Origin of the sequence: Klebsiella sp. GW_Kp182 (genome assembly GCF_040062275.1) — a bacterium.
Lineage (GTDB): Bacteria > Pseudomonadota > Gammaproteobacteria > Enterobacterales > Enterobacteriaceae > Klebsiella > Klebsiella michiganensis.
Genome location: NZ_JBEAFQ010000011.1, coordinates 35,853 through 48,158 on the forward strand (window position 1 = coordinate 35,853; position 12,306 = coordinate 48,158).

The window sequence follows — 12,306 nt, forward strand, 5'->3', positions numbered from 1 at the left end:
CTTAACATATTGATTTATAATAGCATTGCTAAACCATTCATCCGGTGTTGCTAATCAGCGACACTTTGCGCATAAACCGACCATCATCATTCACGTCCATAAATAGTAAAAAGGTATTATATTTCATTGTGTTAATAAAATGTTTTGAGATGTGGCATAGTTCGTGCATAATTATAACCAGTGGCTCATTCACCTTCTTATGTCAGCCCCTTCGGGACGCGCTACATAAACTTCGAATGACGCACAAACAGGTGCCTGCCGTCCAACTCCTGATAACAGCTCTGCTTTATCAGTCATCGGGCGAAACGTCGAGTAAGGCACCGCCTCATTTCTTAATAAAGCCAGGCTCCTGTAGCCTGGCTTTATTATTTCCGGCGTAGATGTTTATTGCGTCCTCGGTTAGCATCGTCATGAGCTAATGATTGAGACCCTATCCGTGAAGCGACTCTCCCTTTTCCCCCGTTCGCTGCGCCAGCTGGTCACGCTATCCTTCGTGCTGATCCTGCTGCCGCTGCTGGTGCTGGCATGGCAGGCGTGGCAAAGCCTCAACGCGCTGAGCGCGCAGGCGGCGCATATCAACCGTACTACCCTTATCGACGCCCGCCGCAGCGAAGCGATGATTAACGCATCGCTGGAGATGGAACGTAGCTACCGTCAGTACTGCGTGCTGGACGATCCGACGCTGGCGCGGGTCTACCAGAATCAGCGCCAACGCTACAGCGAAATGCTTGATGCTCACGCGGGCGTCCTGCCCGATGAGAAAATCTGGCAGGCGCTGCGTCAGGATCTCGACGATCTGGCCGAGCTGCAGTGTAAAAATAGCGGTCCGGCGGCGAAGTCAGCCGCCAGCCTGGAAGCGTTTGCCTCGGCCAATAGCGACATGGTGCAGGCAACCCGAACGGTGGTCTATTCGCGCGGGCAGCAGCTGCAGCAGGAAATTGCCGAGCGCGGGCAGTTCTTCGGCTGGCAGGCGCTGGTGCTGTTCCTGCTCAGCCTGGCGCTGGTGCTGCTTTTCACCCGCATGATTATCGGCCCGGTGAAGGGCATTGAGAGAATGATCAACCGACTGGGGGAGGGGAAGTCGCTGGACGACGCCGCGCTGTTTACCGGTCCGCGCGAGCTGCGCTCCGTCGGTAAACGCATTATCTGGCTGAGCGAACGCCTTGCCTGGCTGGAATCCCAGCGTCATCAGTTCCTGCGCCATCTTTCCCATGAGCTGAAAACGCCGCTGGCCAGCATGCGCGAAGGGACGGAGCTGCTTGCCGACCGGGTGGCCGGGCCGCTGACGCCCGAGCAGCAGGAGATCGTTGAAATTCTCGATAACAGCAGCCGCAACCTGCAAAAGCTGATCGAGCAGCTGCTGGATTACAACCGTAAACAGGCCGATGGCCCGATTGCGCGCGAGACGGTAAACCTGGCCGAACTGGTGGAAAATGTGGTTTCTGCCCATAGCCTGCCGGCAAGAGCTAAAATGATGCATACCGAACTGTTGCTCAGCGAGCGTTTATGCGAAGCGGAGCCCGCTCTGCTGGTGAGCGTCCTGGATAATCTCTACTCCAATGCGGTGCACTATGGTGCTGAATCCGGTAACATTCGCATTCATAGCTATCGGCACGGCGAGCAGGTGCGCATTGACGTCATTAACGACGGCGAGCCGATCCCGCCCGCAGAGAGAAACATGATTTTTGAGCCTTTTTATCAGGGAAGCCACCAGCGTAAAGGGGCGGTAAAAGGCAGCGGTCTGGGGCTGAGCATTGCCCGCGACTGCGTACGGCAAATGCAGGGCGAGCTGAGCCTGGTTGATGATAAATCAGGGCTAATCTGTTTTCGTATCACGCTCCCCGTCGCCGAGTCTGGACAAAATAACGTATAACTATCGGGTGAATATGTCCCACTTCTTCGCACTTGTCCGTCCCCTCAGGGGATGGCTGCTGTCAGGCATGTCCTGCCTGGCGCTGGCGGGATGTTCCGCCTCTACATCACCACACGCCGCGGATGGCAAAACGCTCTCCGCGCTGCCGCAGCATCAGGTCGCCGATTTTCTTTCGGTGGAGTGCGCCGACATCTGGAGCCTGCAAAGCGAGGCCAGTGATAAAAACCCGCTTTACTGGCTGCGGGGAATTGACTGCGCGGATCGCCTTGCTCCGGTACAGGCGCGGGCTGAAGCCCGGCAGCACGATGCCAACAGCTGGCAGGATGCCTTTAAACGCGGCATTTTACTGGCCGATGCCAAAATTACGCCCAACGAACGTCGCGATCTGGTGGCCAGTCTGGATGCCTTCAGCCCGCAAATCGCCGCCCAGGTTCGCCCGCTTTATCAGCTCTGGCGCGATGCCCAGGGCCGGCAGCTTCAGCTGATTGAGGAGCGCTCCCGCTACGCCAAATTGCAGCAGTCAAGCGATGCGGAGCTGGAGACGCTGCGTCAGCAGGAAATTGAACTTCGCAGTCAGCTCGAACTGACGACCCGCAAGCTGGAGAATCTCACCGACATCGAGCGCCAGCTCTCCAGCCGTAAACCCGGCGGGAACTTCAGCCCGGACGCCGGGCACGGCGGCGAGAAGGTCCCGGAGGTGATTCATGACGATCCGTAAACCCGCCCGCCTGCTGCTGGTGGACGACGATCCGGGGCTGCTGAAGCTGCTGGGCATGCGTCTTGTCAGCGAAGGATACAGCGTACTGACCGCCGAGAGCGGGCCGGAGGCCCTGCGCACCCTGAGCCGCGACAAAGTCGACCTGGTGGTCAGCGACCTGCGGATGGACGAGATGGACGGCCTCCAGCTGTTCAGCGAAATCCAGAAGGTTCAGCCGGGAATGCCGGTGATCATTCTCACCGCGCACGGTTCCATTCCGGACGCCGTTGCCGCGACCCAGCAGGGCGTATTTAGCTTTCTCACCAAGCCGGTGGATAAAGACGCTCTGTATAAAGCGATTGATGACGCGCTGGAGCAGAGCGCGCCCACCACCGATGAGCGCTGGCGCCAGGCGATTGTGACCCGCAGCCCGCTGATGGAGCGTCTGCTGGAGCAGGCCGGGATGGTGGCGCAGTCGGACGTCAGCGTACTGATTAACGGCCAGAGCGGTACCGGCAAGGAGATTGTCGCCCAGGCAATTCATAACGCCAGCCCGCGCCGCGATAAACCTTTTGTCGCCATTAACTGCGGCGCGCTTCCCGAGCAGTTGCTGGAGTCAGAGCTGTTTGGCCACGCCCGCGGCGCTTTTACCGGCGCGGTCAGCAATCGCGAGGGGCTATTCCAGGCTGCAGAAGGCGGGACCCTGTTTCTTGATGAAATCGGCGATATGCCGGTGGCGCTGCAGGTTAAACTGCTGCGCGTCCTGCAGGAGCGTAAAGTGCGCCCGCTGGGCAGCAACCGCGATATCGACATTGATGTGCGGATTATTTCTGCGACCCATCGCGACCTGCCGAAGGCCATGGCGCGCGGCGAGTTTCGCGAAGATCTGTTTTATCGTCTCAACGTGGTGAATCTGAAAATCCCGCCGCTGGCCGAGCGTACGGAAGATATTCCGCTGCTGGCGAACCATCTGCTGCGCCAGTCCGCCGATCGCCACAAACCCTTTGTTCGCGCGTTCTCCACCGATGCGATGAAGCGGCTGATGGCCGCAAAATGGCCGGGCAACGTGCGCCAGCTGGTGAACGTGATTGAGCAGTGCGTGGCGCTAACCTCTTCGCCGGTCATTAGCGACGCCCTGGTGGAGCAGGCGCTGGAAGGGGAAAACACCGCGCTGCCGACCTTTGTTGAGGCGCGGAATCAGTTTGAGCTCAATTACCTGCGCAAGCTGCTGCAAATCACTAAAGGCAACGTCACGCATGCGGCGCGGATGGCGGGGCGCAACCGCACCGAATTTTATAAGCTGCTGTCGCGCCACGAGCTCGACGCTAACGACTTTAAAGAGTAGCTCCGCGTGATGACGCAAGTTATGATACGGTTAGCAACCGGTTACGCGACTAAAACAGGAACACCATGAAAAAGATTGATGCGATTATTAAACCCTTCAAACTGGATGACGTGCGTGAAGCGCTGGCCGAAGTCGGCATCACCGGGATGACGGTAACGGAAGTGAAAGGTTTTGGCCGCCAGAAGGGGCATACCGAGCTGTATCGCGGCGCGGAGTATATGGTCGATTTTCTGCCGAAAGTGAAAATCGAAATCGTTGTCACCGATGATATCGTCGATATCTGCGTGGATACCATTATCCGTACGGCGCAGACCGGCAAAATCGGCGACGGTAAGATCTTTGTTTTCGATGTCGCGCGCGTGATTCGTATCCGCACCGGCGAAGAAGACGACGCGGCGATTTAAGCTGACAAACCGAATGGCGGCCCGATAATTTCCGGGCCGCCTGCATCCATCGCTCTGTTTACAGCACCTTGTGCGGGCCGAAGCACTCGTAATGAATGTTGCCGCTGCTCACGCCCAGATCTACCAGCTGCTTCGCGGCAAACTGCATAAACGCCACCGGGCCGCAGAGATAGAACTGCATCTGCGGGTCGCCGATCTTGTCGGCCAGGGCCGATAAATCCATCAAACCTTCGCTGTCAAACGCGCCGGCGTCACGGTCCGTTTCGCTCGGGCTGCGGTACCAGACGTGAGAAGTAAACTTCGTCAGGGTTTCACCCAGCGCTTTCACTTCCTCCGCGAAGGCGTGCACGTCGCCATTCTCTGCCGCGTGGAACCAGTTCACCTGCGCCGGATGCTGTGCTTTTGCCAGCGCGTCCAGCATCGCCAGCATCGGCGTCTGACCGACGCCGCCGGAGAGCAGCGTGACCGGCGTTTCCGGCGCCACGTTGAGGAAAAAGTCGCCGGCCGGCGCGGCCAGGTAAATCACGTCGCCTTCTTTCGCAGAATCATGCAGCCAGTTTGAAACCTGGCCGCCGTTTTCACGCTTAACCGCAATGCGATAGCCTTTGCCGTCGGGTTTGCGGGTCAAAGAGTACTGACGAATTTCCTGATGCGGAAAGCCTTCCGGCTTCAGCCAGACCGCCAGGTACTGGCCCGGATGGTATTCAGCGACCGCGCCGCCGTCGACCGGCTCAAACTCAAAGCTGGTAATCAGCGCGCTGCGCGGCGTTTTTCTGACGATGCGGAACGCGCGGGTGCCTTCCCAGCCGCCGGTTTTACTGGCGCTTTCGCTGTAGATTTGCGCTTCACGATTAATAAAGACGTTGGCCAGCACGCCGTAGGCCTTGCCCCAGGCATCCAGCACTTCCTGACCCGGGCTGAACATCTCGTCAAGGGTGGCCAGCAGGTGGGTGCCGACAATATTGTACTGCTCGGGCTGGATCTGGAAGCTGGTGTGCTTCTGGGCGATTTTTTCCACCGCCGGCAGCAGGGCGGACAGGTTCTCAAGATTGCTGGCATAGGCGGCAATGGCGTTGAACAGCGCCTCGCGCTGGTCGCCGTTGCGCTGATTACTCATATTAAAGATTTCTTTGAGTTCGGGATTATGAGCAAACATGCGGTCGTAAAAATGGGCGGTCAGTTTCGGACCGGTTTCAACCAGCAGAGGGATGGTGGCTTTCACCGTAGCGATGGTTTGCGCGTCGAGCATAGCAGCTTCCTTTATAGGTTATCTTAATGATGCATATTAAATGCATCTTATAAAAATAACCCTGCTTTGTAAATGGTTCTTTAACTCTTTGCCGTAAGGCAGTTACAACATGAATTATTTGCATCACAAACCTGAAAAGAAATCCGTTGATAATCGAAGGTGCTTTATTGCTCAAAGCCTTGTGTAACGCGGAGCCAATCGTTTGCGTAAAATCCTTTGTCAAGACCTGTTATCGCAGAATGATTCAGTTATACTGTGGGCCGTTGTCCAGGTGGACCGCCTTTTTAGGCCGAAATTTTATTGTTAGCTGAGTCAGGAGATGCGGATGTTAAAGCGTGAAATGAACATTGCCGATTATGATGCCGAACTGTGGCAGGCTATGGAGCAAGAAAAAGTACGTCAGGAAGAGCACATCGAACTGATCGCCTCCGAAAACTACACCAGCCCGCGCGTTATGCAGGCGCAGGGCTCTCAGCTGACCAACAAATACGCTGAAGGATATCCGGGCAAGCGCTACTACGGCGGCTGTGAATACGTCGATATCGTAGAGCAGCTGGCTATCGATCGCGCCAAAGAGCTGTTCGGCGCTGACTACGCTAACGTGCAGCCGCACTCCGGCTCCCAGGCTAACTTCGCGGTCTATACTGCACTGCTGCAGCCGGGCGATACCGTTCTGGGTATGAACCTGGCGCAGGGTGGTCACCTGACTCACGGCTCCCCGGTCAACTTCTCCGGCAAACTGTACAACATCATTCCTTACGGCATCGATGAGTCCGGTAAAATTGACTATGAAGACATGGCTAAGCAGGCTCAGGAACATAAACCGAAGATGATTATCGGTGGTTTCTCCGCTTATTCCGGCGTGGTTGACTGGGCAAAAATGCGCGAAATCGCTGACAGCATCGGCGCATACCTGTTCGTCGACATGGCCCACGTTGCCGGTCTGATCGCCGCTGGCGTTTATCCGAACCCGGTTCCGCATGCTCACGTCGTGACCACAACTACCCACAAGACCCTGGCCGGTCCGCGCGGCGGCCTGATCCTGGCGAAAGGCGGCAGCGAAGAGCTGTACAAAAAACTGAACTCTGCCGTATTCCCTAGCGCCCAGGGCGGCCCGCTGATGCACGTTATCGCGGCGAAAGCCGTTGCGCTGAAAGAAGCGATGGAGCCGGAGTTCAAAGTTTACCAGCAGCAGGTAGCGAAAAACGCGAAGGCAATGGTAGAAGTGTTCCTGAACCGCGGCTACAAAGTGGTTTCCGGCGGCACTGAAAATCACCTGTTCCTGCTGGATCTGGTCGATAAAAACCTGACCGGTAAAGAAGCGGACGCTGCGCTGGGCCGTGCTAACATCACCGTCAACAAAAACAGCGTGCCGAACGATCCGAAGAGCCCGTTTGTGACCTCCGGCATCCGTATCGGTTCTCCGGCAGTCACCCGTCGCGGCTTTAAAGAAGCGGAAGTGAAAGAGCTGGCCGGCTGGATGTGCGACGTGCTGGACAACATCAATGACGAAGCGGTCATTGAGCGCGTGAAGGGTAAAGTGCTGGATATCTGCGCACGCTTCCCGGTTTATGCGTAAGCGTTAGCGTTGACATAAAAAAGGCCGCTGATGCGGCCTTTTTTGCGTCTGTTGATTAGCGGCGGTCGAGCGAAATCGCCCCGGGACCGGTTATCGCCAGCAGCAGGAAGGCACCGGCAATACTGATGTTTTTCCAGAAGTTAATCATGTTCGGCAGAACCGCATCGCCGGTCATATCCCAGTAGTGATGGCCAATCACCGCGGTACCGAGGGTATAAAAAATAAAGATCACCGCCAGCGGGCGGGTGAAAAAGCCCAGCACAATTAAAATGGCCGCCGGCACTTCCATAATAATGGCAATGATGGCCGCAAGCGTTGGCATCGGCGCGCCGGAGGAGGCCATGTACTGCACCGTGCCGCTAAAGCCGAGCAGCTTGGGATAGCCGAAAAGAATAAACAGCACCACCACCGCGATACGCGCAATCAGCAGCAGCAGAGAGCGGGAGGAGCCAAAGTCAAAGTAGCGTAGAGTGTTCATAATCAGCTCGTTATGAGAGACGTGTGATTTAAACGTAATACACAAATTTGCGCTCCGCCACGTCCGCTGACGATTAACGCAGCGTTTGCAGCTGTTCCTCCACGTACAGATAACCGATCCCCATCAGCTGCTGGGCGCGGGTCAGTTTGCCAAAGCCGATTTGAGTGGCGTGCGCTCGCGGCGTATCGCCGTGGTCAAAGGGATTAAAGCCGGTTTGTTTAACGATACTTTCCAGCCATTGTTCGCCAAAGGCGCAGCTGCGTCCGTATAGCCAGATCTGATTAATATTCAAAATATTTAAGAAATTATAAAGGCTTAAGCCAATGGCGTTGGCCGCGCTATCAACCCATGCGCGAATATGCACGTCTCCCTGTTCCCAGGCTTCAATGAGCGATGCCGTGGTTAATTGCTCGGGAGAGCGCTGCGCTTCCGGCTGCGTTTTGAGCCACATCCGCGCCTGCTTTTTCAACGCGCTGAGGGACGCTACGGTTTCGAGGCAACCGTATCTCCCGCAGTCGCAGGCCTTGCCGTCAGGATTCACAATCGTGTGTCCTATCTGCCCGCTGCCGTAGAGGCTTCCTCGATAAATCTGATCGTTAATCACAAATGACGAGCCGATACCGTAATCGACGTTAATCACGCAAAAATCCGGCTGTATACCCTGATGCTGCCACTTCTCCGCCAGCGCCAGCATCACGCAGTCATTATCCACCCGCACCTGCACGCCGAGCTGTTCCTCCAGCAGATACTTTATTTCAATCGGCGTTTTCCAGCGCGCCTGGGGCATGGTTTGTGACACCCCGGTTACCGGATCAACCTGCCCATGAACGCCAAGCGCGAGATTGATGCTGTGCTGCGGGTAGCGGCGGTGTATACGTCGCCAGCATTCCACGATGGCCTCCAGAAGGGCCTGCGGCGTGGGGGCATCGATGGGCAAATGCTGGTGGCCGTCAACCGCCAGCAGTCGGGCATCGGCAAGCTGATACTCAATGCTGGTCGGCGTGATATTCATGCATAGCGTCCAGGCACCGTGTTCGGGGATCTGGTAGCTTCCGCTGTTCACGCCGCGCTTGCTCATTTTTTCCGTGGAATGGCCTATCAAGCCCTCGCTAAGCAGTTCGGCAAGAATGTTGCTCACAGCCGGAATAGAGAGCCCGGTGAGCTGGGAAAGCTGGGATTTACTGAGCTGTTTCTCCCGCCAGAGGTGGGAGAGAAAAATAGATTTGTTGGCCTGCCTGACCCGGGCGTTATTCAAACCGGTGCGCTGCATACACTTAACTCCCTTAACTATATTGCGTGAGCGTTGCGCATTTTAGCAGCTAAATGGCGATATAAACTCCTCTCAAAGCAAGTTTTACTTTATTTCGTTTAGTGGAGGCGTCATGTACGGTTCGGTTAAGGTCTGGCAGGAAACAATTACATTACCTACGTGGACGACGGGGGCGGAGGATCCGAACCCCATGTTTCTGGAAAAGCGCGTTTATCAGGGTTCCTCCGGCAACGTCTATCCCTACGGCGTGATAGATACCCTGACCGGCGAGCGTGAAATGCGCGATTATCAGGCAGTATGGATGGAGAATGATTTCATTCGTATCATGCTGCTGCCGGAGCTTGGCGGACGTATTCACCGGGCGTATGACAAAGTCAAACAGCGCGATTTCGTTTATTACAATGAAGTCGTTAAGCCCGCCCTGGTAGGGCTACTGGGGCCCTGGATCTCCGGCGGTATCGAGTTCAACTGGCCGCAGCATCACCGCCCGACGACCTTTATGCCGGTCGATTTTTCGATCCAGCGCGGGGAAAACGGCGTGCAGACCGTATGGATGGGGGAAGCGGAGCCCATGCGCGGTTTGCAGGTCATGACCGGGTTTACTCTCTATCCTGACCGCGCGCTGATTGAAATTACCGGTAAGGTTTTTAATGGTAACGCAACGCCGCGTCATTTCCTGTGGTGGGCCAACCCGGCGGTCAAAGGCGGCGATGCTCACCAGAGCGTGTTTCCACCCGACGTCACCGCCGTATTCGATCACGGCAAGCGCGATGTTTCCGCTTTTCCCATCGCCACCGGCACCTACTACAAAGTGGACTATTCTGCGGGCGTCGATATCTCCCGGTATAAAAACGTTCCGGTACCCACCTCGTATATGGCGGAGAAATCGGACTACGACTTTGTCGGCGCTTATCACCACGACGAGCGCGGTGGGCTGCTGCATGTTGCCGACCATCACGTCTCGCCGGGCAAAAAACAGTGGAGCTGGGGCTATGGCGACTTTGGCCAGGCGTGGGACCGCAATCTGACCGACGAAAATGGCCCCTATATCGAGCTGATGACCGGCGTCTACACCGATAACCAGCCTGACTTTACCTGGCTTGCGCCTTATGAAGAGAAGGTGTTTGTGCAAAATTTCCTTCCCTACAGCGAGCTGGGGATGGTGCAAAATGCCAATACGCAGCTGGCGCTGAAGCTGGTTCGTGAGTCGGAGCAGCTGCAGCTCGGCGTTTACGCCATTGCGCCGCTGGAAAATATTGTTGTTGAACTCAGCGCGGAAAAGCAGCCGCTGTATGAAACTCAGCTTACGCTGAAGCCCGGCGAGAGCTGGCAGCATACGCTGCCGGAAAATGACGTCCGGCGCTTAACCCTTAAGGTGAAAACCGCAGACAACCAGCCGCTGCTGGATTATCAGGAACATATTACTCAGCAGACGCCCCTGCCCGAACCTGCCTGCGCGCCGGCGATGCCGGAAGAGATTCACAACGGCGATGAGCTCTATTTTATCGGCCAGCATCTTGAACAATATAATCATGCAAGCCGCTATGCCGCGGATTACTATCGCCGGGCGATAGCCCTCGATCCGCAGGATTACCGCAATAATGTTGCCCTCGGGACGCTGGCGTTTAATTGCGCCGACTGGGGGCTGGCGGAGCAATGTGCCCGGGCCGCGCTACTTCGCGCCCATCGTCTGAATAAAAATCCGCGCGATGGCGAAGCCAGTATGCTGCTTGGCAGCGCGCTGGAAAGGCAGGGCGATGAAGCTGGAGCATGGGATTGCTATTACAAAGCGTCCTGGAGCGGTAACTGCCGCGATGCCGCCTGGTGGGCGCTGGCAAGGCTGGCGATGAAGCGTGGTGATACCGCCGACGCGCTGGAAAAGGTCAACACCAGCCTGCAGTTTAACGCCAGCAACCATCTGGCTATGGGGCTGAAAGCGCTGGCGTTAGCGGACAGCGGGCGGGCGAAGGAAGCGCAGGCGTATATTGTCGTCTGCCTCGAACAATACCCGTTGAGCTATCCGCTGCACTGCGCGCGCTGGATGATTGCGCCGGGCGATGAGGCGCGCGCGAGCCTGCTGCGCGTAACGGGGTGCAGAGGGATCAACGGCAGCCTGCTGGCGGGCTGGCTGCTCTCCATCGGTCAGAAGCAGGCGGCGAAGGAGGTGCTTGAGGTTCTGGATTGCCAGGAGGCGCTGCCGATGCTGTGGCGCGCCTCGTTAAGCGATGATGCGAATAAACGGCAACGGTTAATTGCCGAAGCTGAGCGCTGCCATGTGCGAAAAGTGCGTTTCCCCAATACGCTCGATGAAGTCCAGATGCTGCAAACCCTGAGCGATAGCGCTTTTGCCCGCTATCTGCTCGGTTGCTTCTGGTACAGCAAACGTCGCTATGAAGAGGCGGTAAGCTGCTGGCGCGAGACGCTGGAAAAATCTCCCGACTATGCGCCCGCTCATCGTCTGCTGGGGGTCTACGCCTGGAACAAACAACAGGATGCCGCGCAGGCGCTGGCTTATCTGCAGCGGGCCGTAGAGCTTGAGCCCGAAAACGCGCGCTTCCTCTTTGAGCTTGATTTCCTGAAAAAATCACTGGGTACGCCGGTAAACGAACGACTGGAAACGCTGGCGGCGCGCAAAGCGGTGGTGCTGAAACGGGATGACCTGACCGCTGAGCTGTTAAGCCTGTGGAACGCGGCCGGCCATTATGCCGATGCCGCCGCTATTCTCGGTACGCGCGTATTTCATCCCTGGGAAGGCGGGGAGGGGAAAGTTACCGGCCAGTATTTGCTCAATCAGCTCCATCGCGCTTTACAGTTGATCGAACGTAAGGCGTTCACGCAGGCCGCTCTCTGCCTGAATGAAGCGTTACGCTATCCCGATAACCTGGGAGAGGGGCGGCTGCCCGGGCAGACGGACAACGATATCTGGTATTTGCTGGGCTATTGCGCGGAACAGGCTGGGGATGCGCAGCAGGCAGCGGAATATTACCAGCTTGCCCTGCAAGGGGGCTCAACGCTGGACGCCGGGCGTTACTACAACGATCAGCCCGCCGATTACCTTTTCTGGCAGGGCATCGCGCTGCGTAAGAGCGGTAATCCGGCGCAGGCCGAGCAGCACTTCCAGAATTTTATCGCCTGGGCCAGGCAGCATCGGGATGACGTTCCGCAAGCCGACTTTTTTGCCGTTTCTCTCCCGGATCTGGTGGTGCTCGATGTTTCAGCGCAGCAGCAGCATCAGCAGCACTGTTTGTTTATTGAAGCGCTGGGCCATCTGGGGCTGGGCAACGTATCCGCCAGTCAGCAGGCGATGCAGCGGCTGCTGCAGCTGAACCCGGCTCATGATAAGGCGCATCTGATTCGCCACGCCCTGCAAAGCGGCATGTTTTCCTGAACCTGAAACGGGCGGGCCTGGCC

Annotated in this window: 9 protein-coding genes; 6 read left to right on the plus strand and 3 right to left on the minus strand. The window is 56.9% G+C overall.

Annotated features, from left to right (window positions below; genetic code table 11):
• Positions 1 to 436 precede the first annotated feature (436 nt).
• From ABLU88_RS12710 to glnB, 4 genes are all read left to right on the plus strand, one after another.
• Entirely contained in the window at positions 437 to 1,873 is a 1,437-nt protein-coding gene (locus tag ABLU88_RS12710) for a HAMP domain-containing sensor histidine kinase (protein ID WP_025106584.1), read from the plus strand.
• Positions 1,874 to 1,886: 13 nt separating this feature from the next.
• A complete protein-coding gene (gene qseG, locus ABLU88_RS12715; RefSeq protein ID WP_032750903.1) occupies positions 1,887 to 2,591 on the plus strand; it encodes a two-component system QseEF-associated lipoprotein QseG in 705 nt (234 codons plus the stop codon).
• The gene (gene glrR, locus ABLU88_RS12720) at positions 2,578 to 3,915 is read left to right on the plus strand and encodes a two-component system response regulator GlrR (RefSeq protein ID WP_014230390.1); all 1,338 of its coding nucleotides are present in this window, start codon (positions 2,578 to 2,580) and stop codon (positions 3,913 to 3,915) included. The genes qseG and glrR overlap by 14 nt, the downstream gene beginning before the upstream one ends.
• 65 nt (positions 3,916 to 3,980) lie before the next feature.
• On the plus strand, positions 3,981 to 4,319 hold the full coding sequence (gene glnB, locus ABLU88_RS12725; protein ID WP_174501346.1) for a nitrogen regulatory protein P-II: 339 nt from the start codon (positions 3,981 to 3,983) through the stop codon (positions 4,317 to 4,319).
• Positions 4,320 to 4,377: 58 nt separating this feature from the next.
• Here the strand turns inward: glnB and hmpA are convergent, their stop codons facing one another.
• Complete coding sequence (gene hmpA, locus ABLU88_RS12730) at positions 4,378 to 5,568, minus strand: NO-inducible flavohemoprotein (RefSeq protein ID WP_348836663.1); 1,191 nt, start codon at positions 5,566 to 5,568, stop codon at positions 4,378 to 4,380.
• A 325-nt stretch (positions 5,569 to 5,893) separates the two neighbouring features.
• Here hmpA and glyA point away from each other — a divergent pair, with 325 nt between their 5' ends.
• Positions 5,894 to 7,147 (plus strand): serine hydroxymethyltransferase, encoded by a 1,254-nt coding sequence (gene glyA, locus ABLU88_RS12735; RefSeq protein ID WP_009654385.1) that lies wholly within the window; start codon positions 5,894 to 5,896, stop codon positions 7,145 to 7,147.
• A 55-nt stretch (positions 7,148 to 7,202) separates the two neighbouring features.
• Here glyA and ABLU88_RS12740 read toward each other — a convergent pair whose 3' ends face one another.
• Together ABLU88_RS12740 and ABLU88_RS12745 are read right to left on the minus strand one after the other, a co-directional pair.
• On the minus strand, positions 7,203 to 7,625 hold the full coding sequence (locus tag ABLU88_RS12740) for a DoxX family protein (protein WP_025106587.1): 423 nt from the start codon (positions 7,623 to 7,625) through the stop codon (positions 7,203 to 7,205).
• 73 nt (positions 7,626 to 7,698) lie between these two features.
• Complete coding sequence (locus ABLU88_RS12745; protein ID WP_009654343.1) at positions 7,699 to 8,895, minus strand: ROK family transcriptional regulator; 1,197 nt, start codon at positions 8,893 to 8,895, stop codon at positions 7,699 to 7,701.
• Positions 8,896 to 9,007: 112 nt separating this feature from the next.
• Here ABLU88_RS12745 and ABLU88_RS12750 point away from each other — a divergent pair, with 112 nt between their 5' ends.
• Positions 9,008 to 12,283 carry a DUF5107 domain-containing protein gene (locus ABLU88_RS12750; RefSeq protein WP_348836665.1) on the plus strand — a complete coding sequence of 1,092 codons (3,276 nt, stop codon included), beginning with the start codon at positions 9,008 to 9,010 and terminating at the stop codon, positions 12,281 to 12,283.
• Positions 12,284 to 12,306: the final 23 nt, after the last annotated feature.